The sequence below is a fragment of the Streptomyces sp. NPDC029014 genome (assembly GCF_055564695.1).
On record NZ_JBVHVT010000026.1, the window covers coordinates 1 to 24,060 of the forward strand.

Consider the following 24,060-nt stretch of genomic DNA (forward strand, 5'->3'; position numbering starts at 1 on the left):
CACCGTCTCCGAACTCCTCCAGAACATCAGCAAGCACTCCCGCGCCCACACCGCCGGCGTCGACGTCTGGAAATCCGCAGACCGGCTGCTGATCCGGGTGTCGGACGACGGGCGCGGCGGGGCGACGCCCTCCGTGGGGACGGGAATGGCGGGGCTCGCGGAGCGGCTGGGCGCGGTGGACGGGGTCTTCGTCGTGGACTCGCCGCCCGGGCAGGGCACGGTGGTCACGGCGGAGCTGCCGTGGCGCGCCCGCGGCTGAGCCCGGCGGCCTCCGGGTGGGGCTAACCCCCCTGCGGACAGGCCGACGCACCGCATGGTCCGGCGCGGCCCCGGGCGACAGGGTGGTGGGGTGACGGGACGAGCGAAGGGCGGGCGGGACATGGGCGGCGGCGACACCACGGACGCCATGGGGGCGAAGGGCGCCACGGGGAGCACGGGCTCGCACGGGACGGCGCTCGGCCGGGCCCTGCGGGCTCCGGTCGCCGGACGGACCTGGCGGGAGTTCGGGTACCTGATGCTCTCGCTGCCGCTCGCCACGGCGTACTTCTCGCTCGCGATCACGGGGCTGGCCCTGGGCGCCGGCCTGCTCGTCACCTTCCTCGGGGTGCCGGTGTTCGCCGGGGTGCTCCTGATGTGCCGCGGGTTCGGCGGGATCGAGCGGACCCGGGTCCGCGCCATGCTGGGGGTCTCCGTCGCGGCTCCGGGACCGGTTTGGGGGCGCAAGGGCGGGGCGCTCGGGGCCATGGGGGCGCTGCTGGGCAGCGGGAGCGCCTGGCGGCACGCGCTGTACGCGGTGGTGTGGTTCCCGTGGGCGGTGTTCGCGTTCTGCGTGGCGCTGGTGCTGTGGTCGTGCGCCTGGTCGTTCCTGCTGTACCCGCTCTGGTTCTGGGTCTTCCCGGCGTACACCGACCAGCCGGGGCTCCAGCTGTTCCAGAACGGCGACCACGCCCTCCACCTGGACTCGCCCGTCGAGATCGCGCTGACGTTCCTGGCCGGGCTGCTGCTGACGCTGGCCTCACCCTGGGTGTTCCGCGCGCTGACCGCCGTCGACCGGCTGCTCGTGGCCGTGCTGCTCGGCCCGTCGCGGCTGGCCCACCGGGTGACCGAGCTGGAGTCGGACCGCGGGGTGGTCGTCGACACCGCCGCCGCCGACCTGCGGCGCATCGAGCGGGACCTGCACGACGGGGCCCAGGCCCGGCTGGCGGCCCTGGCGATGGGACTCGGCCTGGCGAAGGAGAAGCTCGCCGAGGACCCGGACGCCGCGGCCGCGATGGTCGACGAGGCGCACGGCGAGGTGAAGCTCGCCCTCAGGGAACTGCGCGACCTCGCCCGGGGGATCCACCCGGCGGTGCTCACCGACCGCGGCCTCGACGCCGCACTCTCCTCCGTCGCCTCCCGCTGCACCGTCCCCGTCAAGGTCGCCGTCGACCTGCCCGAACGCCCCGCCGCCGCCATCGAGGGCATCGCCTACTTCACCGTCTCCGAACTCCTCCAGAACATCAGCAAGCACTCCCGCGCCCACACCGCCGGCGTCGACGTCTGGAAATCCGCAGACCGGCTGCTGATCCAGGTCACCGACGACGGGCGCGGCGGGGCGAGCGCCGGGGCGGGGGGCTCCGGGCTGGCCGGGCTCACCGAGCGGCTGGACGCCGTGGACGGGGTGCTGGTCGTGGACTCCCCCGCCGGGGTCGGCACCACCGTCACCGCCGAGCTGCCCTGGCGCACCCGCTGACCCGACCCACCCGACCCCCGCGCCGACCCCGCCCTCGGGAAGAACCGCCTCCGTTTCCACCCGCCGATCCGCACCCACCGCGTCCGCCCGCCGGGGCTGGAATGCTTGGCCCGGTCGGAGTACATCGCCGGAACGTGTGGACGCGGGAGCTGCTGAATCGTGGAAGACAGGGTGCGGGTGGTCATCGCCGAGGACTCGGTGCTGCTGCGGGAGGGGCTGACCCGGCTGCTGACCGACCGGGGGCATGACGTCGTCGCGGGCGTCGGGGACGCGGAGGCCCTGGTCAAGACGGTGGCGGAGCTTGCGGCGGAGGACGCGCTGCCGGACGTGGTGGTCGCCGACGTGCGGATGCCGCCGACGCACACCGACGAGGGCGTGCGGGCCGCCGTCCGGCTGCGGCGGGAGTACCCGGGCATCGGGGTGCTGGTGCTGTCGCAGTACGTCGAGGAGCAGTACGCGACCGAACTGCTGGCCGGATCCAGTACCGGGGTGGGGTACCTGCTCAAGGACCGGGTGGCGGACGTGCGCGAGTTCGTGGACGCGGTGGTACGGGTGGCCCGGGGAGGCACCGCCCTGGACCCCGAGGTGGTCGCCCAGCTGCTCGGCCGCAGCCGCAAGCAGGACGTGCTGGCGGGGCTGACCCCGCGCGAGCGGGAGGTGCTGGGCCTGATGGCCGAGGGCCGGACCAATTCGGCGGTGGCCAAGCAGCTCGTGGTCAGCGACGGGGCGGTGGAGAAGCACGTCGGCAACATCTTCATGAAGCTCGGGCTGTCGCCGAGCGAGGGCGACCACCGCCGCGTGCTCGCGGTGCTGACCTACCTCCGGTCCTGACCGGCGGCGGCCGGGCGGCGGGCGGCGGGCGACCTGCGGCTCCGGCGGCCCGCGGCCCGTCGCGGCCGGCCCCGGCCGCTCCCCAGGCTCGCCGTCCGGCCTTGTCCCGACCCCTGATCGACTGACACCCTGTCAGAAAGAGTGCGTACCACTTCCGGCCGCACCTGGCTCACACCATCGGGCTCCCGCGTTTTTCCGTACGGCAGCGGGAAACGGAATCCAGGAATCCCGGTGGATCCCTTGAAATCCCGCGGAATTTCCGCCGTCCGTCCACCCTTCGGAAGACTGCCCGGAGTATGAACGTTTCCGATAAGGGCAGGCGTACCGACGTAGGGTTGGCCGTGGGAGCGGGAACGCCGAGCCTCGAAGGAGGTCCAGTTCAGTGACCAGCCAGGTCAGTAGCCCAGCCGAGCAGGCCGACGGGGCCGAGGGGGCCGAGACGGCCGTCCTCGGCGAGCAGCGGACGCCCCCGGGCCCGGGCGGCGGCAAGGAAGTGCGCCGCCTCGATCGGGTGATCATCCGGTTCGCGGGTGACTCGGGTGACGGTATGCAGCTCACCGGCGACCGGTTCACCTCGGAGACGGCGTCCTTCGGGAACGACCTCTCCACCCTGCCGAACTTCCCCGCCGAAATCCGCGCCCCCGCCGGAACCCTGCCGGGCGTATCTTCCTTCCAGTTGCATTTCGCCGATCACGACATCCTGACGCCGGGCGACGCCCCGAACGTCCTGGTCGCGATGAATCCGGCGGCACTGAAGGCGAACATCGGGGACGTGCCGCGCGGCGCGGAGATCATCATCAATACCGATGAATTCACGAAACGCCCGATGGCGAAGGTCGGCTACGAGACCTCCCCGCTGGAGGACGGCTCGCTGGGCGCCTACAACATCCACCCCGTGCCCCTGACGACCCTGACGGTCGAGGCGCTGAAGGACTTCGGGCTCTCCCGCAAGGAGGCCGAGCGCAGCAAGAACATGTTCGCGCTGGGCCTGCTGAGCTGGATGTACCACCGGCCGACCGAGGGCACGGAGTCGTTCCTGCGCCGGAAGTTCGCGAAGAAGCCCGTCATCGCCGAGGCGAACGTCGCGGCGTTCCGTGCGGGCTGGAACTTCGGCGAGACCACCGAGGACTTCGCGGTGTCCTACGAGGTGGCACCCGCCACCCGCGCCTTCCCGACCGGCACCTACCGCAACATCTCCGGGAACCTGGCGCTGGCCTACGGCCTGATCGCGGCGAGCCGGCAGGCCGAGCTGCCGCTCTACCTGGGCTCGTACCCGATCACCCCGGCCTCGGACATCCTGCACGAGCTGAGCCGGCACAAGAACTTCGGCGTGCGCACCTTCCAGGCCGAGGACGAGATCGCCGGTATCGGCGCGGCGCTGGGCGCGGCCTTCGGCGGCAGCCTCGGCGTGACCACCACCTCCGGGCCCGGTGTGGCGCTGAAGTCCGAGACGATCGGCCTCGCGGTCTCGCTGGAGCTGCCGCTGCTGATCGTGGACATCCAGCGCGGCGGCCCCTCCACGGGCCTGCCCACCAAGACGGAGCAGGCGGACCTGCTCCAGGCCATGTACGGGCGCAACGGCGAGGCCCCGGTGCCGGTGGTCGCCCCGCGCACGCCGGCGGACTGCTTCGACGCCGCGCTGGACGCGGCCCGGATCGCACTGACGTACCGGACGCCGGTGTTCCTGCTCTCCGACGGGTACCTCGCCAACGGCTCCGAGCCGTGGCGGATCCCGGACCCGGTGGAGCTGCCCGACCTGCGGGTGCAGTTCGCGGCGGGACCCAACCACGAGCTGGCGGACGGCACCGAGGTCTTCTGGCCGTACAAGCGCGACCCGGAGACCCTGGCCCGCCCGTGGGCGGTGCCGGGCACCCCGGGCCTGGAGCACCGGATCGGCGGCATCGAGAAGCAGGACGGCACGGGCAACATCAGCTACGACCCGGCCAACCACGACCTGATGGTCCGCACCCGGCAGGCCAAGGTCGACGGCATCGAGGTCCCCGACGTGGAGGTCGAGGACCCGGACCGCGCCCGGACCCTGGTCATCGGCTGGGGTTCCACGTACGGGCCGATCACGGCCGCGGTCCGACGGCTGCGGGCTGCCGGAGTGCCCGTGGCGCAGGCCCACCTGCGCCATCTGAACCCCTTCCCGGGCAACCTCGGCGAGGTGCTGCGGGGCTACGACAAGGTGGTGGTGCCGGAGATGAACCTCGGACAGCTCGCGACCCTGCTCCGGGCGAAGTACCTGGTCGACGCCCGGTCGTACAACCAGGTCAACGGAATGCCGTTCAAGGCCGAGCAGCTCGCGAAGGTTCTGGAGGAGGCCGTCAATGACTGAGGTGACCGACGCCCCGACCCTGCTGTCCCTGGTGCCCAGGGCCGAGGCCGCGCAGTCCATGAAGGACTTCAAGTCGGACCAGGAGGTCCGCTGGTGCCCCGGCTGCGGCGACTACGCGGTACTGGCCGCGGTGCAGGGCTTCATGCCGGAGCTCGGGCTGGCCAGGGAGAACATCGTCTTCGTCTCCGGGATCGGCTGCTCGTCCCGGTTCCCGTACTACATGAACACGTACGGGATGCACTCCATCCACGGCCGGGCCCCGGCCATCGCGACCGGGCTGGCCACCTCGCGCCGCGACCTGTCGGTGTGGGTCGTCACCGGTGACGGCGACGCCCTGTCCATCGGCGGGAACCACCTGATCCACGCGCTGCGGCGGAACGTCAACCTGAAGATCCTGCTGTTCAACAACCGGATCTACGGGTTGACCAAGGGGCAGTACTCCCCCACCTCCGAGCTCGGCAAGGTCACCAAGTCGACGCCGATGGGCTCGCTGGACGCACCTTTCAACCCGGTGTCGCTGGCGCTGGGCGCCGAGGCGTCCTTCGTGGCCCGCACCGTCGACTCCGACCGCAAGCACCTGACCGAGGTGCTGCGGGCGGCCGCGGACCACCCGGGCACGGCGCTGGTGGAGATCTACCAGAACTGCAACATCTTCAACGACGGCGCCTTCGAGGTGCTGAAGGACAAGGACCGGGCCGAGGAGGCGGTGATCCGGCTGGAGCACGGGCAGCCGATCCGCTTCGGCGCCGGCGGGCACAAGGGCGTCGTACGCGATCCGGCCACCGGCGACCTGGAGGTCGTCGACGTGACCGCGGAGAACGAGGCGCGGATCCTGGTCCACGACGCGCACGGCGCCAGCCCGACCACCGCCTTCGCCCTGTCCCGGCTGGCCGACCCGGACACGCTGGACCAGACGCCCATCGGGGTGTTCCGCAGCGTGGTGCGGCCGGTGTACGACACGCTCATGGCCGAGCAGCTGGACCGGGCCGTCGAGAGCAAGGGCAAGGGCGACCTGGGCGCGCTGCTGGCCGGCGGCGACACCTGGACGGTCGTCGGCTAGCGACCGCTCGCGGAGCGCGGACGGACCCGCGACCCGCGGGTCCCTCCCGTACGTCCCGCACGTCCCGCGCGTCTGACAGGCCCGGAGCTTCCTCCTCAGGAGCTCCGGGCCTCGTCGTACGCGGCGCGCGCCGCCTGCACCTCGGGGGTGCGCCGCTCGGTCCAGCGCGCCAGGGCCCACACCTGCTCGGCGGCCTCGCGCCCCAGCTCGGTGAGGGAGTAGTCGACGCGCGGCGGGATGACCGGCTTGGCGTCGCGCAGCAGGAAGCCGTCGCGCTCCAGCGTCTGGAGGGTCTGGGCGAGCATCTTCTCGCTGACCCCGCCGACCTCGCGGCGCAGTTCGCTGAAGCGGTACGAGCGCTCCACGAGGGCGGCCAGGACCAGCACGCCCCAGCGGCTGGTGACGTGCTCCAGGACTCCGCGGGAGGGGCACATCGGGGCCTTCACGCTCACAGGGCGCCGCGGCCGGCCCGTCTCACTTACTGCCATACCAGTACCTTACTTCAAAGTGGGTACTTACGAACAGTTAGCGCTTTCCCTAGGGTGGTGTCACAGCCGAAAGGCAGGGAAAACACCCCACGCACCACACCCGCCCCAGGGAGAGCATCATGAGCATCGTCGTCACCGGAGCCACCGGAGCCCTCGGCCGTCTGGTCGTCGAGGAGCTGCTGAAGCGGGTCCCGGCCGCGGAGGTGGCCGTCGCCGTCCGCGACAAGGCCAAGGCCGCGGACCTGGCCGAGCGCGGCGTCGAGGTCCGCATCGCCGACTACGACGCCCCCGAGACCCTGGCGGACGCCTTCCGCGCCGGCGACCGCGTCCTGCTGATCTCCGGCAACGCGGTCGGCCACCGGGTGCCGCAGCACACCGCGGTGATCGAGGCCGCCAAGGCCGCCGGCGTGGCCCAGCTCGCCTACACCGGGATCCTCGGCGGCCCCGAGGCCGACTTCGACCTGGCCGCCGAGCACAAGGTCACCGAGCAGGCCCTGCTCGACTCCGGCCTGCCCTACACCTTCCTGCGCAACGGCTGGTACCACGAGAACTACACGGCCCAGCTGGCCGGCGTCCTGGCGCACGGCGCCGTCGTGGGCAGCGCCGGCGAGGGCCGGATCGCCTCCGCCGCCCGGGCCGACTACGCCGCCGCGGCCGCGGCCGCGCTGACCGGCGAGGGCCACCTGAACCGGATCTACGAGCTCTCCGGCGACACGGCCTGGAGCATGGCCGAGTACGCGGCCGAGGTCTCGGCGCAGTCCGGCAAGGAGATCGCGTACACCGACCTCCCGGCCGAGGCCCACCTGTCCGCCCTCACGGGCGCGGGGGTCCCCGAGGCCTTCGCCGCCCTGCTCGTCGACGTGGACGCGGCGATCGCGCGCGGCAGCCTGGGCCACACCGGCGGCGACCTGTCCCGGCTGATCGGCCGCCCGACCACGCCGGTCGCCGAGGCCATCACCGCCGCACTGGCCTGAGCCCGCGGCGACGGTGCCGTGCGGAGCACCCCCGCACGGCACCCCCGGGCCGGGTGCGACCTGCGTGAGCCCACCCGACCCCGGCCCCACAAGACCTCACCGGTGTCATCAGTATCTCCTGCCTATGCACATGACACCGGCGGCCCGCAGCGCTAGGTTTCTTGGATGAGGTTGGCCGGAATGTGACGGGAGGCCCGCGTGAAGGCGGAGAACGAGCAGCGCACAGGACTGCTCTACGGATTCGGCGCCTACGGGATGTGGGGGCTGGTCCCCCTTTTCTGGCCGCTCCTCAAACCCGCCGGGGCCGTCGAGATCCTCGCCCACCGCATGGTGTGGTCGTTGGCCGTCGTCGGCGTCCTGCTGCTGGTCATGCGGCGCTGGGGCTGGATACGGGAGCTGCTGCGCGAGCCCCGCAAGCTGGGCATGACCGCCCTGGCCGCCACGGTGATCTCCGTGAACTGGGGCCTGTACATCTGGTCCGTCAACAACGGCGCGGTCGTCGAATCCAGCCTCGGCTACTTCATCAACCCCCTGGTCACCATCGCCATCGGCGTCCTGCTCCTCGGTGAGCGGCTGCGCCGCGCGCAGTGGGCGGCGGTCGCCGTCGGCTTCGTCGCCGTGCTGGTGCTCGCGATCGGGTACGGGCGACCGCCGTGGATCTCCCTGGTCCTGGCCTTCTCCTTCGCCACCTACGGGCTGATCAAGAAGAAGCTGGGCATGGGCGGCGTGGAGTCGCTGGCCGCCGAGACGGCCCTGCTCTTCCCGCCCGCCCTCGGCTACCTGCTGTGGCTGGGCGCCCAGGGCCGGTCCGCCTTCGGCACCGAGGGCCTCGGGCACTCGGCGCTGCTCGCCGCGACCGGACTGGTCACCGCGATCCCGCTGGTCTTCTTCGGGGCGGCCGCGATCCGGGTCCCGCTGTCCACGCTCGGACTGCTCCAGTACCTGGCGCCGGTGTTCCAGTTCGCGCTCGGCGTCGTGTACTTCCACGAGGCCATGCCCTTCGAGCGGTGGGCCGGCTTCTCCCTGGTCTGGGCCGCGCTCGCGCTGCTGACCTGGGACGCCCTGCGGACGGCACGCCGCTCCCGGGCCCGCCTGGACGCGGCCGGGGCCGCGGCCGCGGCGAGCGCCCCCCAGCCTGCCTCCGCTCCGGAACCTGAGCGCGCGTAGGGCCGCCCGGGCGCCCCAATACCCCCACGATCCCCGTCACGGAACCACCGTGACGGGGATCGTCCGTTTTCCGAACGACCCTGACCGAAACGCGGTCTTGACTGACAGTCATACTCTCGCTCAACATCAGGCGCACTGACGCACGATCGCTCACCTGCTCTATCCCCGCACGTTCCGTTCAATCCCCAACGGAATCCCCGGAGCCCCCACATGAGCCTGTTCGTCCCTCGGCGCCTTGCTGCCGTGACCGCGCTCGCGGTCGCCGGCCTCTTCGCCCCCGCCGCCCCCGCCGCGCTGGCCTCGCCCGCGGCGGCGACCGCAGCCCCCACCCCGCCCGACATCCCGGTGGCCAACGTCAAGGCGCACCTGGCCCAGTTCCAGTCCATCGCCTCCGCCAACGGAGGCAACCGCGCCCACGGCAGGGCCGGTTACAAGGCCTCGATCGACTACGTGAAGGGCAAGCTGGACGCGGCCGGGTTCACCACCACCCTGCAGACGTTCACCTCCAGCGGCGCCACCGGCTACAACCTGATCGCCGACTGGCCGGGCGGCGACCCGAACTCGGTGCTGATGGCCGGCTCGCACCTGGACTCGGTGACCTCCGGTCCCGGCATCAACGACAACGGGTCCGGGTCCGCCGCCGTCCTGGAGACCGCCCTGGCCGTCTCGCGCGCACAGCTCCAGCCCACCAAGCACCTGCGGTTCGGCTGGTGGGGTGCGGAGGAGCTCGGCCTGATCGGGTCGAAGTACTACGTGAACAGCCTGTCGAGCACGGAGAAGGCGAAGATCTCCGGCTACCTGAACTTCGACATGATCGGCTCCCCGAACCCGGGCTACTTCGTCTACGACGACGACCCGACGATCGAGCAGACCTTCAAGACCTACTTCTCGGGCCTGGGCATACCGACCGAGATAGAGACCGAGGGCGACGGGCGCTCCGACCACGCCCCGTTCAAGAACGCGGGCATCCCGGTGGGCGGCCTGTTCACGGGCGCCGACTACACCAAGACGGCGGCGCAGGCGCAGAAGTGGGGCGGCACGGCCGGCCAGGCCTTCGACCGCTGCTACCACTCCTCCTGCGACACCACGGCGAACATCAACGACACCGCCCTGGACCGCAACGCGGACGCCGTCGCCTACGCCGTCTGGAACCTGGGGGCGGCCACCCCGGTCCCGCCCGGCCCGTCCTTCGAGAACACGGCGGACGTGAACATCCCGGACTCCCCCGGCGCCGCGGTGAACTCGCCGATCACGGTCTCCGGCGTGACGGGCAACGCCCCGGCCACCACCAAGGTCGACGTGAACATCGTCCACACCTACCGCGGTGACCTGGTGGTCGACCTGGTCGCCCCGGACGGCACCGTCTACAACCTGCACAACCGCAGCGGCGGCAGCGCCGACAACATCGTCCAGACGTACACCGTCAACGCGTCGAGCGAGGTGGCCAACGGCGTCTGGAAGCTCCAGGTCAAGGACACGGCCGCGCAGGACGTCGGCTACATCAACAGCTGGCGGATCACGTTCTGACCCGGCCGGCCACGGCTGCGGCCACGACCACGGCTACGCGCCCTCGGCAGGAGCCCGGAGCGAGGCGTCCAGCGGCTCCCTGATGAGGGCGCGCAGTTCCTCGGCCACGGCGCCGATGTCGGCGCGGCCCAGCTTCGCCGCCTCGACCAGGTCGCCCAGCTGCTCGGGCGAGGGAAGCTGCTTGGCCCCCGCCACCCGCAGGTAGGAGCGGGTGGCGGCGGCCGTGTAGAACTCGTTCATCGGCGATTCCAGCGCCGGGCACACGGCGAGGGTGTGCAGGAACGCGGCGGCCCGCCACGCGGTGTCGGGGGCGGGCTGCTCGGGCACCATGACGAGGTCGTTCTGGTGCCGGGCGACCGCGGCGGCCACCCCGGAGGGATCCCACACGGCGGGATCGGACGGGAGATGGTGGGCCAGAGCGGTCCAGGCCCACTCCATGGTGATCTTCAATGGCCGAACCGCTCCTGGAAGTAGCCCCAGTGAACGGCGAACTCCTCTATCCCGGAAAGGAAGTTCTTCCGGTCCTCGTCGAGCTCGCGTTCCGTTACCTCGGTGATCAGCGCGGTGACCGTCGTCCCCTGTGCCGCCGCGCGCGCCTTGAGGCGGTCGTGGAACTCTTCGTCCAGGCGGATGGTGACGTGTCTCGGCATGGTCCCCACGGTACAGCGGGGCTGCTGTACGCACGGCCCGAACGGCCGAAGGGTGGGCGGGGACACAGTCCCCGCCCACCCTTCGCTGTGCGGCCCCACAGGGCCGCCGCGGCCTACTTGTTGGCCGTGGCCGCCTGCACCAGCGCGTCCTTGGTGACCGCGCCGACGTACACCTTGCCGTCGTCCGTGATCAGCGCGTTGACCACGCGGGTCTTGAAGATCCGGCCCTCGCCGAAGCCTCCGGAGACCTTGTCCCCGAGGGAGTTGAGGAACTGCTTGGCCTCCTTGGGGGCGTTCTTGTCGTTCTCCAGGTCCTTCAGGCTGCGGCCCGCGCCCGTGTCGATCCGGGCGATGGTCGACCAGCCCTCGCCGAGGACCTTCACGTCCCCGTTGCCGTTCTTGCCGGCGCCGCCGGTGATGGCGTCGAGGCCGGGGAAGGCCTCCAGGCCCTTGAACTCCTTGCCGTGGCCCGGGCCGCCCTCGGGGCCGCCGGCCCTGCCCTCGGTCACCTTGGCGCCCTTGGGCGGGGTGAAGGCGAAGGTGTCGGCGGCGGGCTTGGCGAAGTCGACCTTCGTGAAGCCGGCGTCGACGATGGGCTTGCCGCCCTCGGCCGCGAGCAGCTGCACGCGCAGCGGCACGCCGTTCTTCGCGTCCACGGCGATCTTGACGGAGCCGATCGTGGAGCCGCTCTGCTTGGGCTTGAGCACCAGCTGGTACGCGTCCCGCCCGGCGACCTGGGCGTTGTCGCCGACGCTGACGTCCGTCGTCGGGCCGGCGGCCTTGAGGATCTCCTGGGCCATCTGCTGCGGGGAGGCCCCGAGGCGCTCGGCGGTCTTCTTGTGGTCCTTGCCGGCCTCCGGGTCCTTCTCGTGCCAGACCTCGTTGGCCTTGCTGTCGTAGCCCCAGACGTCCGCGCCGCTGTGGATCAGGCTGTACTCGTCCTTGCCGTCCACGAACGTGATCTTCTGGTGGTCCGGCCCGTCGGCCGCGACCCGCAGCGTGTGGCTGCCGCTCGCCAGCTGGGTCAGCTTCTCCTGCGGGTCGGCCGACCCGCCGGTGACGCCACCGCCGCCCGCGCCACCCAGGAGGCCGCCCGCGAAGGACGGCAGCCCCAGGTCGGTGCTGATCTTCGCGCTGCCGGAGAACTGCTCCACGTCCGACGCGGCGACCTTCTCGATCAGCTGCTGCGCCGTCACCTTCGGCAGGTCCGGGCTGCCGGCGTTGGCGAAGGCCGGGACCATCGCCACCGTCGCGGCGGCCACGCCCGCCACGGCGACCGGTACGGCGTACCGGGCGGCCTTGCGGGACTTTGCGTTCGTTGCCATGTCTGCCCTACCTCTTTGTGTACGGCGGCGGCCTTCCTTCATGCACGTACGTGTCCACCCCGCGCCGCCACTCTCACCCGTTCTGGTGGGGATGTATCTCCATCTGACCAAAGAGGAGGGGGTCGGGGCGTCACTCCGCGGACTCAACTCCGTGTACGCCCAGGGGATGACATGGCGAGGGCCCTGCATCCGCTACCCGTAGGGGATGCAGGGCCCCGTGTATGACCTCGGTCGTACCCGGTGCCGTCCGGGCCCGCGGAGACTAGCCCGCGCGGTGCACCACCGCGTCGCACAGCTCCTCCAGCGCGGCCTTGGCGGCGCAGTCCGGCAGCGGTGCGAGCATGGCGCGGGCGTCCTGCGCGTAGCGGACGGTGTCCCGGCGGGCCTGCTCCAGCGCGGGGTGCACCCGCAGCCGGGCGAGCACCTCGGCGTGCCGGGCGTCGTCGGTCAGGTCGCCGTCCAGGAGGCGTACGAGGTCCAGGTCGGCGGGGTCGCCGCCGGCCGCCGCCATCTCGCGCAGCCGCAGCACGGGCAGCGTCGGGATGCCCTCGCGCAGGTCGGTGCCGGGGGTCTTGCCGGACTCGTGCGAGTCGGAGGCGATGTCGAGGACGTCGTCGGCGAGCTGGAAGGCGGTGCCGAGGCGCTCGCCGTACTGGGTCAGGATGTCGACGACGGACTCGTCGGCGCCGGACATCAGGGCGCCGAACCGGCCGGAGACCGCGATCAGCGAGCCGGTCTTGCCGGCGATGACGTCGAGGTAGTGGGCGACCGGGTCGCGGCCGTCGCGCGGGCCGGCGGTCTCCAGGATCTGGCCCGTCACCAGCCGCTCGAAGGCCTCGGCCTGGATGCGCACGGCCTCCGGGCCGAGGTCCGCCAGGATGTGCGAGGCACGGGCGAAGAGGAAGTCACCCGTCAGGACGGCCACCGAGTTGCCCCAGCGGGCGTTGGCGCTGGCCACGCCGCGGCGCACGTCCGCCTCGTCCATGACGTCGTCGTGGTAGAGCGTCGCCAGGTGGGTGAGCTCCACGACCACCGCGGAGGGCACGATGCCGGGCGCGTAGGGGTCGCCGAAGCGGGAGGCGAGCATGACCAGCAGCGGCCGGAACCGCTTGCCACCGGCCTTGACCAGGTGCTGCGCGGATTCGGTGATGAAGGGGACCTCGCTCTTGGTGGCCTCCAGCAGACCCGCCTCGACGGCGGCCAGTCCGGCCTGGACATCGGTCTCAAGAGCCTGGTCCCGCACGCTCAGTCCGAACGGCCCGACGACGGTCACGAGGGGTACTCCTGTCTGCTGACGATCACGCTGACGATCACCTGGATTGTCGATGTGTCGCTGCCTTCACTCAAGCCAGCCTATCCGGTCCGATTTCGATCACCGAGAGCACCCGTCTCACCGCCACGCCCGAAGCGCCGACGCATCGCCCCGAATACCCCGGTATGTTCGTGATGAGCCGAGACAACCGGAGAGCGCGTCTTGTCCAGAACTGTGACCGAGAGGGAGGACCCGGCGGAGCCGGTCGCCTCGGACGGCGCCGCGGCCACCCGTATGGCGGCCGTCGGATGGCTGACGCGCGCGCGGCCCGCCGCCACCGCCGGTGCCCCGAGGAGGCGGACGGCCGCATGGACGTGACCATCCGCACCGCCTTCCCCCACGAGACCGCCCGCGACGACGTCCGCATCCCGATGCCCGACGGCGTGGAGCTGTACGCCCGGATCTGGCGTCCGCTCACGGCGGAGCCCGTCCCGGCCCTGCTCGAGTACCTCCCGTACCGGCTGACGGACTGGACGGCCCCGCGCGACGGGCAGCGCCACCCCTGGTACGCGGGCCACGGCTACGCCTCGGTGCGGGTCGACGTCCGCGGCCACGGCTGCAGCGGCGGCAGCCCGGGCGAGCCCTACGGCGACCGGGAACTGACCGACGGGGTCGCGGTGGTGGAGTGGCTGGCGGCGCAGCCGTGGTGCACGGGGTCCGTGGGGATGTTCGGGATCGGGTGGGGCGGCACCAACTCCCTCCAGATCGCCGCGCTCGCACCCGAGGCCCTCAAGGCGGTCGTCACCGTCTGTTCGACGGACGACCGCTTCGACAACGACGCGCACCACTCGGGCGGCTCGGTGCTGGCCGCCGACCTGCACGCCGCGTCGGCGACCCTGCTGGCCTTCGCCGCCCGCCCGCCGGACCCGCGGTACGCCGGCGACGGCTGGCGCGAGCAGTGGCTGGCCCGGCTGGAGTCGGTCGAACCGCCGGTCCACACCTGGCTGGCGCACCAGACCCGTGACGCGCACTGGATGCACGGCAGCGTCTGCGAGGACTACGGGGCCGTCCGCGCGGCGGTCCTCGCCGTGGGCGGCTGGCACGACCCGTACCGGGACACGGTGCTGCGGCTGGTCTCCCACCTCCGTGCCGACCGGGTGCGCGGCCTGATCGGCCCCTGGTCGCACCAGTACCCCGACCGCGGGCTGCCGCCGGGCCCCTCGATCGGCTTCCTCCAGGAGACGCTGCGCTGGTGGGACCACTGGCTGAGGGGCTCCGCCAACGGGGTGATGGACGAGCCCCTGCTGCGGTCCTGGATCTCCGCCTCCCACCCGCCGGCGACCACGTACGAGGAACTGCCCGGCCGCTGGACCGGCGATCCGGCCTGGCCCTCCCCCGCCGTCACCTCCGTCACGTACGGGCTCCGGGGCGCGCCGGTGGCCGTCGCCTCGCCGCAGCACACCGGCCTGGACGCGGGCCGGTTCCGGCCGTACGGCAACGACGCCGACCTGCCACCGGACCAGCGGGAGGAGGACGCGAAGTCCGCCTGCTTCGAGTTCCCGGTGGCGGGCGGGGCCCCGCTGGAGATCCTGGGCCGCCCGCAGGTCACCCTGCGGCTGCGGATGGACGTCCCGTACGGGCAGGTGGCCGCCCGCCTCTGCGACGTCGCGCCGGACGGCTCGTCCACGCTGGTCACCCGGGGCGCGCTGAACCTGTCGGCGCGGCTCGGCCGGGAACTGGCGGAGCCGTGGCCGGTGGGCGCTTACGAGGACGTGGTGTTCGAGCTGAACGGCATCGGGCACGCCTTCGCGCCGGGCCACCGCATCCGCCTCGCCCTGTCCTCGGCGTACTGGCCGTGGATCTGGCCGCGGGCCGGCTCGGAGGCCGGCTGGACCCTCGACCCGGCCGGCAGCGCCCTGGTCCTCCCGGTGCGCTTCCCCTCGCCCGCCGTGGACGACGCCGTCGCCTTCGGGCCGCCCGAACAGGCGCCGCCGCTCCCGGTGGCCGTCCCGGCCACGCTGGACGAGCCGCGTCCGGAACGGGTCGTCGTACGCGACGTCGCGCGCGGGGCGTGGCGGCTGGAGGTGGACCCGCGGTACGGCGGGACCCGGGTGTACCCGGACGGGCTGGAGTCCACCGAGGAGGTGGGCGAGGTGTACGAGATCCGGGACGGGGACGCCCTGTCGGCCCGGACCCGCTCCACGTGGCGGATCCGGCTGCACCGGCCCGAGTCGGGCTGGGACGTGCGGATCGAGACCCGCTCGGAGATCGGCTGCGACGGGGCCTCGTTCCTCACCTCCGACGAACTGGTGTGCCGGGAGGGGGAGGAGGTCGTCTTCCACCGGACGTGGGAGCGCAGCCTGCCGCGCACCGCGGGGTGACGGGCCCCCGGCGGCCGGCCCCGCAGGCGCGCGGGTCAGCCGTAGAGCCGCTCCAGGACCACCGCGATGCCGTCGTCCTCGTTCGACAGCGTCACCTCGTCCGCGACGGCGACCAGTTCGCGGTGGGCGTTCGCCATGGCGACCCCGTGCGCCGCCCAGGCGAACATCGGGACGTCGTTCGGCATGTCCCCGAAGGCGATGGTGTGCGGGCCCCCGACCCCCAGCACCTCGGCCGCCAGCGCCAGCCCGCTCGCCTTGTCCACCCCGAGCGGCTGGAGCTCCACCGTGTGCTCCCCCGCCATGGTCACGTTGACCATGTGGCCGACGACCCCCCGCGCCAGCTCCGTGAGCTCGTCGTCGTCGAGCTCCGGGTGCTGGAGCAGCACCTTGTTGATGGGCGCGGCCCACAGGTCGGCCCGCTGCCCTACCCGCACCGTCGGCAGGTGGGGGTGCGGCATCCGGTAGCCGGGCCCTATCAGCATCGCGGCGTCCACGCCGTCCTGGTCGACCGCCGCCCAGACCTCCCCAATCTCGGCTTCGATCTTGCCGAGTGCCTCCTCCGCCAGCTCCCGTTCCATTTCCACGGCGTGCAGCAGATGCCCGCGCGCTGCGTCGTACACCTGCGCGCCCTGTCCGCACACCGCGAGCCCCGTATACCCAAGGCTGTCAAGGACATGGCGTACCTGCGGAACGGGGCGCCCGGTGACGATGATGTGCAGGGCGCCCGCGGCGCGCGCCGTCGCGAGCGCGGCGTACGAGCGGGCGGAGACGGTGTCTCCGGCGCGCAGCAGGGTCCCGTCCAGGTCAGTGGCGATGAGAGAGAAAGGGGGGGCCGAAGGCGGAGCGGAAGTCACGGCGCAAGGATACGGACCCCAGTGGACAAGTCCTACAAATAGCGCCCGAATCCGGCCTCCCGCAGGCCCCAGCAGCCACGTAACGTATCAACCAGCCCCCGGGACACCCCCCGGACCGCATCGAAAGCGAGGCAGTACCCCATGCCCCAGCAGAGCCCCCTCGATGTCCCCGAGGGCGACCCGTTCGGGCCGCACAACCTCCCGTACGGCGTCTTCTCCACCACCGGCGACTCCCGCCGCCGGATCGGCGTGCGCATCGGCGGGCACGTACTCGACGCGGGGGCGGCCGCGGAGGCGCTCGGCTCCCCGTACGCCGGCCTGCTCGGGCAGCCCTCGCTCAACCCCCTGCTGGCCGCCGGCCGCACCGCCTGGCGCGACGTGCGCCGCGCGCTGACCGCCTGGGTCACCGACCCCGGCCACCGCGCGACGGTCGAGGCCCACCTGCTGCCCCTCGACGCGGTCACGATGCACCTGCCGTACGAGGTCGCCGACTACGTCGACTTCTACGCCAGCGAGCACCACGCCACCAACGTGGGCCGCATGTTCCGCCCCGACGGCGACGCGCTCACCCCCAACTGGAAGCACCTGCCGATCGGTTACCACGGCCGCTCGGGCACCATCGTCGTCTCCGGCACCGACGTCGTCCGCCCCTCCGGCCAGCGCAAAGCCCCCGCCGACGCGGCGCCCGTCTTCGGCCCGTCGATCAAGCTCGACATCGAGGCCGAGGTCGGCTTCCTCGTCGGCGCCCCCTCCGAGCTGGGCAGCCCCGTCGCGCTCGGCGACTTCGAGGACCACGTCTTCGGGCTCTTCCTCCTCAACGACTGGTCGGCGCGCGACATCCAGGCCTGGGAGTACGTGCCGCTGGGCCCGTTCCTCGGCAAGTCCTTCGCCACCTCCGTCTCCGCCTGGGTGACCCCGCTGGAGGCCCTCGACGCCGCCCGCGTCGCCCCGCCGGCCCGCGACTTCCCGCTGCTGCCCTACCTGGACGACGCCGACGCCGACCGGCCCAGCGGCTTCGACCTGCACATCACCGTCTCCATCAACGGGCAGGAGGTCGCGCAGCCGCCGTTCTCGACGATGTACTGGACCGCGGCCCAGCAGCTCGCCCACATGACGGTCAACGGCGCCTCCCTGCGCACCGGCGACGTGTACGGCTCCGGCACCGTCAGCGGCCCCGAGGTCGCCCAGCGCGGTTCCCTGCTGGAGCTGACGTGGAACGGCCGCGACGCCATCGAGCTGGCCGAGGGCAAGCGCACCTTCCTGGAGGACGGCGACACCGTCACCATGACCGCCTGGGCCCCCGGCCCGGAGGGCACCCGCGTGGGCCTCGGCGAGGTCACCGGCCGCATCGTGCCCACCCGCTAGCCCGCCCCCGCACGGCTACGGCGGGACGGCGGCCACACCGCCGCCCCGCCGACACCGCAGGTGACGGATCCTGCCGGACGGCGACGTCCGCGCATATGCCGTCCGCCCATGCCAACGGCACATGGTCAACACGCGACCGCCCGCTCACACGTGCGGGCGGTCCGCTGCGGTGTCCCGGCGATACGCTGGACGGACTGGCGAGACTCCGTCGCATGGGAGCACTACCTATGAGCGTCGACCCCGAGGACTTCGAGCCGACGTACCGCTGGCCCGTCCCGCCCGCAGGCGGCTGGACGGCCGACGACCTCGACCGGCTTCCCCACCTGCCTCCTCACACGGAGCTGATCGACGGGAGCCTCGTCTTCGTGAGTCCGCAGAACCTTTTCCACTCGCGTGCGGTGGACTTCTTCAACTGGCAGCTCCAGTCGCTCGTCCCCGCCGGACTGGAGGTGGTCCGGGAGTTCACCATCGACATCGACCGGCGCAACCGGCCGGAGCCTGACGTCATCGTCGTCGACGAGGACGTCGTCAACGACCCCGATCTGACCCGGTTTCCCGCGTCGTCCGTCCGCCTGGCCATCGAAGTCGTCTCACCGGAGTCGATCGGGCGGGACCGCGAGACCAAGCCCCTGAAGTACGCCCGCGCCGGGATCCCCCACTTCTGGCGGGTGGAGAAGAAGGACGGCCGGGCGGTGGTCTACGTCTTCGAACGTGAACCGGCCACGGGCTCCTACATGAGCACGGGCATCTTCCACGAGCGCCTAAAGGTCTCCGTCCCTTTCCCCATCGACCTGGACCTCACCGAGATCACGCCGAAGCGCCGACGGCCCGAGTAGTCACCCTCCGGCACGGCAAGGGGCCCGGCCCCCGGAAGAGGGGGCCGGGCCCTCGGCCTCGGACGAGGCGCCGGCTACCGCACGAAGGTGCTCGCCTGCCCCGCCAGGTCCAGGAAGTACTGCGGCGCCAGACCCAGCACCAGCGTCACGGCGACGCCGACCGCGATCGTCGTCATCGTCAGCGGCGACGGCACGGCCACAGTCGGCCCGTCCGCCTTCGGCTCGCTGAAGAACATCAGCACGATCACCCGGACGTAGAAGAACGCGGCGATCGCCGACGAGATGACGCCGACGACGACCAGCACGCCCGCGCCGCCCTCCGCCGCCGCCTTGAACACGGCGAACTTCCCGGAGAAGCCGGAGGTGAGCGGGATGCCCGCGAAGGCCAGCAGGAACACCGCGAACACGGCCGCCGTCAGCGGTGAACGGCGCCCGAGCCCCGCCCACTTCGACAGGTGGGTGGCCTCGCCGCCCGCGTCCCGCACCAGCGTGACCACCGCGAACGCGCCGATCGTCACGAAGGAGTAGGCCAGCAGGTAGAACAGCACCGACTGGACGCCCTGCGCCGTCGTGGCGATCACGCCGGCCAGGATGAAGCCCGCGTGCGCGATCGAGGAGTAGGCCAGCAGGCGCTTGACGTCGGTCTGGGTCACCGCGAGCACCGCGCCGCCCAGCATCGTCACGATCGCCACGCCCCACATCACCGGCCGCCAGTCCCACCGCAGGCCCGGCAGGACCACGTACAGCAGGCGCAGCAGCGCACCGAACGCGGCCACCTTGGTCGCCGCCGCCATGAAGCCGGTGACCGGCGTCGGTGCGCCCTGGTAGACGTCCGGGGTCCACATGTGGAAGGGGACGGCGCCGACCTTGAACAGCAGGCCCATCAGCACGAGCGCCCCGCCGATCAGCAGCAGCACGTCGTTGCCCATGGTGTCGGCGAGGGCCGGGTCGATCTTCGTGACGGTGCCGTCGACCACGTCCGCGATGGCCGCGTACGAGACGGAACCCGCGTAGCCGTAGAGCAGCGCGATGCCGAAGAGGAGGAACGCCGACGAGAAGGCGCCGAGCAGGAAGTACTTGACCGCCGCCTCCTGCGACACCAGCCGGTGGCGGCGGGCGAGGGCGCACAGCAGGTACAGCGGGAGGGAGAAGACCTCCAGGGCGACGAACAGCGTCAGCAGGTCGTTCGCCGCCGGGAAGATCAGCATCCCGGCGATCGCGAACAGGGCGAGCGGGAAGACCTCGGTCGTGGTGAAACCGGCCTTGACGGCGGCCTTCTCGCTGTCGCTGCCCGGTACGGACGCCGCCTGGGCGGCGAAGGAGTCCACCCGATTGCCGTGCGCCGCCGGATCCAGGTGCCGTTCGGCGAACGTGAACAGGGCGACGAGCGAGGCCAGCAGGATGGTGCCCTGCAGGAACAGGGCGGGCCCGTCCACGGCGACGGCGCCCATGGCCGCGATGTGGGCCTTGTCGCCCGCGTACCCGGCGGCGGCGAGGCCGACGACCGCCGCGAACGCGGAGGCCAGGGCGGCGACGGCGAGGAACACCTGGACGGGGTAGCGGGCGGCGCGCGGTACGAAGGCCTCGACGAGGACGCCGACGACGGCCACGCCCACCACGATCAGGGTGGGCGCGAGCTGGGCGTACTCGATGTGCGGGGCCGGGATCTTGTCGATCGGTGCCTGTGCGGCGACCGCCCACAGGCCGTGGGCCGAAGTCACGGTGCTCACTTCGCGGCCTCCCCGTTCTCGGCCTCGACAGCCACGTTCTGCACGGGCACGGAGGGCTTCGGGTCGGTCTGCTTGACGTCCGCCATGGTGTACTCCACCGCCGGGTTGACGATCTGGGTGAGCGGCTTCGGGTAGACGCCCAGCCCGATCAGCAGCGCGATCAGCGGGGCGACGACGAGGAGTTCGCGTGCGCGCAGGTCCGGCATGTTGCGCACCTCGTCCCGGACCGGGCCGGTCATGGTGCGCTGGTAGAGGACCAGCGTGTACAGGGCGGCCAGCACGATGCCGACGGTGGCGATGACGCCGACGGCCGGGTACCGGGCGAACGTGCCGACCAGGACCAGGAACTCGCTGACGAACGGGGCGAGCCCGGGCAGCGACAGGGTGGCGAGGCCGCCGATCAGGAAGGTGCCGGCCAGCACCGGGGCGACCTTCTGCACGCCGCCGTAGTCGGCGATGAGCCGCGAGCCGCGCCGGGAGATCAGGAACCCGGCGACGAGCATCAGGGCCGCGGTGGAGAGGCCGTGGTTGACCATGTACAGCGTCGCGCCCGACTGCCCCTGCGAGGTCATCGCGAAGATGCCCAGGATGATGAAGCCGAAGTGCGAGATCGACGCGTACGCGACCAGCCGCTTGATGTCGCGCTGCCCGACGGCGACCAGCGCACCGTAGACGATGCTGATCAGGGCCAGGACGAGGATCGCCGGGGTGGCCCACTTGCTGGCCTCGGGGAACAGGCCGAGGCAGAAGCGGAGCATCGCGAAGGTGCCGACCTTGTCGACGACCGCGGTGATCAGCACGGCGACCGGGGCGGTGGACTCGCCCATCGCGTTCGGCAGCCAGGTGTGCAGCGGCCACAGCGGGGCCTTGACGGCGAAGGCGAAGAAGAAGCCGAGGAAGAGGAGCCGCTCGGTGTTGGTCGACATGTCCAGGGTGCCCGCGGCGCGGGCGGCGGTGATCTCCTGGAGGGAGAAGTTCCCGGCGACCACGTACAGCCCGATGACGGCGGCCAGCATGATCAGGCCGCCGGCCAGGTTGTAGAGGAGGAACTTGACCGCCGCGTACGACCGCTGGGCGGCCGCGTTCTCGTCGGAGCCCCCGTGTGCGCGGTCTCCGAAGCCGCCGATGAGGAAGTACATCGGGATCAGCATGGCTTCGAAGAAGATGTAGAAGAGGAAGACGTCGGTGGCCTCGAAGGAGATGATCACCATCGCCTCGACCATCAGGATCAGGGCGAAGAAGCCCTGCGTCGGCCGCCAGCGCGAGGAGCTGGTCTCCAGCGGGTCGGCGTCGTGCCAGCCGGCCGCGATGACGAACGGGACCAGCAGGGCGGTCAGCCCGATCAGCGCCACCGCGATGCCGTCGACACCGAGTTGGTAGCGGACCCCGAAGTCGGCGATCCAGGCGTGCGACTCGGTGAGCTGGTAGCGGTCGCCGTCCGGGTCGAAGCGGACGGCGACGAGCACGGCCAGGGCCAGGGTGGCGAGGGAGAAGAGCAGGGCGAGCCATTTGGCGGCGGTCCGGCGGGCGGCCGGGACGGCCGCCGTGAGGACCGCTCCGACCGCGGGGACCGCGGCCGTCACCGTCAACAGGGGAAGGGACATCTCACACCGCCCTCATCAGCAGGGTCGCGGCGATGAGGATCGCCGTACCCCCGAACATCGAGACCGCGTAGCTGCGGGCGTAGCCGTTCTGCAGCTTGCGCAGGCGGCCCGAGAGGCCGCCGACCGAGGCGGCCGTCCCGTTGACCACGCCGTCGACCAGGCTGTGGTCGACGTAGACGAGCGAGCGGGTCAGGTGCTCGCCGCCGCGCACCAGCACGATGTGGTTGAGGTCGTCCTGGAGCAGGTCCCGGCGGGCGGCCCGGGTGAGCAGGCTGCCGCGCGGGGCGGTGACCGGCACCGGGCGGCGCCCGTACATGGCCCAGGCGATCGCGACGCCGATGACGAGGCAGGCCGTCGTCGCGAGGGTCACGGTCAGGGCGCTGACCGGCGGGTGTCCGTGCTCGTACCCGGTGACGGGCTCCAGCCAGTTCAGGAAGCGGTCGCCCATCACGAAGAACGCGCCGGCGAAGACCGAGCCGAAGGCCAGCACGATCATCGGGGCGGTCATGGACTTCGGGGACTCGTGCGGGTGCGGGAGCTCGCCGGCGTGGTGCTCGGTGCCGGGTTCGACGCCCGGCACGGCGTCGGCGTCGGGCGCCGGCTGCCAGCGCTTCTCCCCGAAGAAGGTCATCAGCATGACGCGGGTCATGTAGAACGCGGTGATGGCCGCGCCGATCAGGGCCACCGAGCCGAGGATCCAGCCCTCGGTGCCGCCCTTCGCGAAGGCCGCCTCGATGATCTTGTCCTTGGAGAAGAAGCCGGACAGGCCGGGGAAGCCGATGATGGCGAGGTAGCCGAGCCCGAACGTCACGAACGTGATCGGCATGTACCGGCGCAGGCCGCCGTACTTGCGCATGTCGACCTCGTCATTCATCCCGTGCATCACGGAACCGGCGCCGAGGAAGAGGCCGGCCTTGAAGAAGCCGTGGGTGACCAGGTGCATGATCGCGAAGACGTAGCCGATCGGGCCGAGGCCGGCGGCGAGGATCATGTAGCCGATCTGCGACATCGTCGACCCGGCGAGGGCCTTCTTGATGTCGTCCTTCGCGCAACCGACGATCGCACCGAAGAGCAGCGTGACCGCGCCGACGATGGTGACGACCAGCTGTGCGTCCGGTGCCCCGTTGAAGATCGCCGCGGAGCGGACGATCAGGTAGACGCCGGCGGTGACCATGGTCGCCGCGTGGATGAGCGCCGAGACCGGGGTCGGGCCCTCCATCGCGTCGCCGAGCCAGGACTGCAGCGGCACCTGGGCCGACTTGCCGCAGGCGGCGAGCAACAGCATCAGGCCGATCGCCGTCAGCATCCCCTCGGAGGCCTTGTCCGCGGACGCGAACACCGGCCCGAACGCGAACGTGCCGAACGTGGTGAACATCAGCATGATCGCGATCGACAGGCCCATGTCGCCGACCCGGTTGACCAGGAAGGCCTTCTTCGCGGCGGTCGCCGCGCTGGGCTTGTGCTGCCAGAAGCCGATGAGCAGGTACGAGGCGAGGCCCACGCCCTCCCAGCCGACGTACAGCAGCAGGTAGTTGTCGGCGAGGACCAGGAGCAGCATCGCCGCGAGGAACAGGTTGAGGTAGCCGAAGAAGCGGCGGCGGCGCTCGTCGTGCTCCATGTACCCGATCGAGTACACGTGGATGAGCGTGCCCACACCGGTGATGAGCAGGACGAACGTCATCGACAGCTGGTCCAGCCGGAAGGCGACGTCCGCCTGGAAGCCCTCCACCGGGATCCAGCTGTACAGGAACTGCCGCATGGTGCGCTCGTCGGCCGGACGCCCCAGCATGCCGGCGAACAGGGCCACGCCGATGCCGAAGGAGACCGCCGCGAGCAGGGTGCCGAGCCAGTGCCCGGTCTTGTCGAGGCGCCGCCCGCAGCACAGCAGCACCGCCGCCCCGAGCAGGGGCGCCGCCACGAGCAGCGCGATCAGATTGTCCACTGTG

General features: G+C 71.8%; 20 protein-coding genes. 11 read left to right on the forward strand and 9 right to left on the reverse strand.

What is annotated here, in order from left to right:
• The 5 genes from ACZ4VL_RS16330 to ACZ4VL_RS16350 all read left to right on the forward strand — a co-directional run.
• The coding region (locus ACZ4VL_RS16330; RefSeq protein WP_468200109.1) for a sensor histidine kinase at positions 1-259 on the forward strand (259 nt) is incomplete at its 5' end.
• A gap of 120 nt (positions 260-379) precedes the next feature.
• Positions 380-1,732, forward strand: a complete 1,353-nt coding sequence (locus ACZ4VL_RS16335; protein WP_468200224.1) for a sensor histidine kinase — start codon at positions 380-382, stop codon at positions 1,730-1,732.
• 171 nt (positions 1,733-1,903) lie between these two features.
• On the forward strand, positions 1,904-2,563 hold the full coding sequence (locus ACZ4VL_RS16340) for a response regulator transcription factor (protein ID WP_361091152.1): 660 nt from the start codon (positions 1,904-1,906) through the stop codon (positions 2,561-2,563).
• A gap of 382 nt (positions 2,564-2,945) precedes the next feature.
• Positions 2,946-4,901 (forward strand): 2-oxoacid:acceptor oxidoreductase subunit alpha, encoded by a 1,956-nt coding sequence (locus tag ACZ4VL_RS16345; RefSeq protein WP_468200110.1) that lies wholly within the window; start codon positions 2,946-2,948, stop codon positions 4,899-4,901.
• Positions 4,894-5,961 (forward strand): 2-oxoacid:ferredoxin oxidoreductase subunit beta, encoded by a 1,068-nt coding sequence (locus ACZ4VL_RS16350; RefSeq protein WP_468200111.1) that lies wholly within the window; start codon positions 4,894-4,896, stop codon positions 5,959-5,961. Before ACZ4VL_RS16345 ends, ACZ4VL_RS16350 begins: the two co-directional genes overlap by 8 nt.
• Before the next feature lie 95 nt (positions 5,962-6,056).
• On the opposite strand, the gene ACZ4VL_RS16355 is transcribed toward ACZ4VL_RS16350, so the two are convergent.
• Positions 6,057-6,449 carry a winged helix-turn-helix transcriptional regulator gene (locus ACZ4VL_RS16355; protein WP_468200112.1) on the reverse strand — a complete coding sequence of 131 codons (393 nt, stop codon included), beginning with the start codon at positions 6,447-6,449 and terminating at the stop codon, positions 6,057-6,059.
• A gap of 119 nt (positions 6,450-6,568) precedes the next feature.
• On the opposite strand from ACZ4VL_RS16355, the gene ACZ4VL_RS16360 reads away from it, so the two are divergent.
• From ACZ4VL_RS16360 to ACZ4VL_RS16370, 3 genes are all read left to right on the forward strand, one after another.
• Positions 6,569-7,423, forward strand: a complete 855-nt coding sequence (locus tag ACZ4VL_RS16360; protein WP_468200114.1) for an SDR family oxidoreductase — start codon at positions 6,569-6,571, stop codon at positions 7,421-7,423.
• Positions 7,424-7,621: 198 nt separating this feature from the next.
• Complete coding sequence (rarD, locus tag ACZ4VL_RS16365) at positions 7,622-8,590, forward strand: EamA family transporter RarD (protein WP_468200115.1); 969 nt, start codon at positions 7,622-7,624, stop codon at positions 8,588-8,590.
• 210 nt (positions 8,591-8,800) lie between these two features.
• Positions 8,801-10,117 carry a M28 family metallopeptidase gene (locus ACZ4VL_RS16370; protein ID WP_468200116.1) on the forward strand — a complete coding sequence of 439 codons (1,317 nt, stop codon included), beginning with the start codon at positions 8,801-8,803 and terminating at the stop codon, positions 10,115-10,117.
• A gap of 33 nt (positions 10,118-10,150) precedes the next feature.
• Here the strand turns inward: ACZ4VL_RS16370 and ACZ4VL_RS16375 are convergent, their stop codons facing one another.
• The 4 genes from ACZ4VL_RS16375 to ACZ4VL_RS16390 form a co-directional block, all read right to left on the reverse strand.
• The gene (locus tag ACZ4VL_RS16375; protein WP_468200117.1) at positions 10,151-10,567 is read right to left on the reverse strand and encodes a hypothetical protein; all 417 of its coding nucleotides are present in this window, start codon (positions 10,565-10,567) and stop codon (positions 10,151-10,153) included.
• Entirely contained in the window at positions 10,564-10,767 is a 204-nt protein-coding gene (locus ACZ4VL_RS16380; RefSeq protein ID WP_361090853.1) for a plasmid partition protein ParG, read from the reverse strand. The genes ACZ4VL_RS16375 and ACZ4VL_RS16380 overlap by 4 nt, the downstream gene beginning before the upstream one ends.
• Before the next feature lie 113 nt (positions 10,768-10,880).
• On the reverse strand, positions 10,881-12,092 hold the full coding sequence (locus ACZ4VL_RS16385; protein ID WP_468200119.1) for a LolA family protein: 1,212 nt from the start codon (positions 12,090-12,092) through the stop codon (positions 10,881-10,883).
• A gap of 262 nt (positions 12,093-12,354) precedes the next feature.
• Positions 12,355-13,365, reverse strand: coding sequence for a polyprenyl synthetase family protein (locus tag ACZ4VL_RS16390; protein WP_385849314.1), 1,011 nt, complete (start codon positions 13,363-13,365; stop codon positions 12,355-12,357).
• A 353-nt stretch (positions 13,366-13,718) separates the two neighbouring features.
• Between ACZ4VL_RS16390 and ACZ4VL_RS16395 the strand changes: the two genes are divergently transcribed.
• Positions 13,719-15,725: a CocE/NonD family hydrolase gene (locus tag ACZ4VL_RS16395; protein WP_468200226.1), complete on the forward strand. Its 2,007-nt coding sequence runs from the start codon at positions 13,719-13,721 to the stop codon at positions 15,723-15,725.
• Between the two features lie 35 nt (positions 15,726-15,760).
• Here the strand turns inward: ACZ4VL_RS16395 and ACZ4VL_RS16400 are convergent, their stop codons facing one another.
• On the reverse strand, positions 15,761-16,579 hold the full coding sequence (locus tag ACZ4VL_RS16400) for an HAD family hydrolase (RefSeq protein WP_468200122.1): 819 nt from the start codon (positions 16,577-16,579) through the stop codon (positions 15,761-15,763).
• 141 nt (positions 16,580-16,720) lie between these two features.
• Between ACZ4VL_RS16400 and fahA the strand changes: the two genes are divergently transcribed.
• Positions 16,721-17,944, forward strand: a complete 1,224-nt coding sequence (fahA, locus tag ACZ4VL_RS16405) for a fumarylacetoacetase (RefSeq protein ID WP_468200123.1) — start codon at positions 16,721-16,723, stop codon at positions 17,942-17,944.
• Positions 17,945-18,171: 227 nt separating this feature from the next.
• Positions 18,172-18,780 (forward strand): Uma2 family endonuclease, encoded by a 609-nt coding sequence (locus tag ACZ4VL_RS16410; RefSeq protein WP_468200228.1) that lies wholly within the window; start codon positions 18,172-18,174, stop codon positions 18,778-18,780.
• A 74-nt stretch (positions 18,781-18,854) separates the two neighbouring features.
• On the opposite strand, the gene nuoN is transcribed toward ACZ4VL_RS16410, so the two are convergent.
• Genes nuoN through nuoL form a run of 3 tightly spaced genes read right to left on the reverse strand, consistent with a single transcriptional unit; the run spans position 18,855 to position 24,056 of the window.
• Positions 18,855-20,510: an NADH-quinone oxidoreductase subunit NuoN gene (nuoN, locus tag ACZ4VL_RS16415; protein ID WP_468200125.1), complete on the reverse strand. Its 1,656-nt coding sequence runs from the start codon at positions 20,508-20,510 to the stop codon at positions 18,855-18,857.
• Positions 20,507-22,114 carry an NADH-quinone oxidoreductase subunit M gene (locus ACZ4VL_RS16420; protein ID WP_468200127.1) on the reverse strand — a complete coding sequence of 536 codons (1,608 nt, stop codon included), beginning with the start codon at positions 22,112-22,114 and terminating at the stop codon, positions 20,507-20,509. Before ACZ4VL_RS16420 ends, nuoN begins: the two co-directional genes overlap by 4 nt.
• Position 22,115: 1 nt before the next feature.
• Positions 22,116-24,056, reverse strand: coding sequence for an NADH-quinone oxidoreductase subunit L (nuoL, locus tag ACZ4VL_RS16425; protein ID WP_468200129.1), 1,941 nt, complete (start codon positions 24,054-24,056; stop codon positions 22,116-22,118).
• Positions 24,057-24,060 lie beyond the last annotated feature (4 nt).

Bases quoted from the DNA above. Each gene is read 5' to 3' on its own strand.
- ACZ4VL_RS16335 (WP_468200224.1), top strand. From the start codon at position 380: ATGGGCGGCGGCGACACCACGGACGCCATGGGGGCGAAGGGCGCCACG.
- ACZ4VL_RS16350 (WP_468200111.1), top strand. From the start codon at position 4,894: ATGACTGAGGTGACCGACGCCCCGACCCTGCTGTCCCTGGTGCCCAGG.
- ACZ4VL_RS16355 (WP_468200112.1), bottom strand. From the start codon at position 6,449: ATGGCAGTAAGTGAGACGGGCCGGCCGCGGCGCCCTGTGAGCGTGAAG.
- ACZ4VL_RS16360 (WP_468200114.1), top strand. From the start codon at position 6,569: ATGAGCATCGTCGTCACCGGAGCCACCGGAGCCCTCGGCCGTCTGGTC.
- ACZ4VL_RS16370 (WP_468200116.1), top strand. From the start codon at position 8,801: ATGAGCCTGTTCGTCCCTCGGCGCCTTGCTGCCGTGACCGCGCTCGCG.
- ACZ4VL_RS16380 (WP_361090853.1), bottom strand. From the start codon at position 10,767: ATGCCGAGACACGTCACCATCCGCCTGGACGAAGAGTTCCACGACCGC.
- ACZ4VL_RS16385 (WP_468200119.1), bottom strand. From the start codon at position 12,092: ATGGCAACGAACGCAAAGTCCCGCAAGGCCGCCCGGTACGCCGTACCG.
- fahA (WP_468200123.1), top strand. From the start codon at position 16,721: ATGCCCCAGCAGAGCCCCCTCGATGTCCCCGAGGGCGACCCGTTCGGG.
- ACZ4VL_RS16410 (WP_468200228.1), top strand. From the start codon at position 18,172: ATGAGCGTCGACCCCGAGGACTTCGAGCCGACGTACCGCTGGCCCGTC.
- ACZ4VL_RS16420 (WP_468200127.1), bottom strand. From the start codon at position 22,114: ATGTCCCTTCCCCTGTTGACGGTGACGGCCGCGGTCCCCGCGGTCGGA.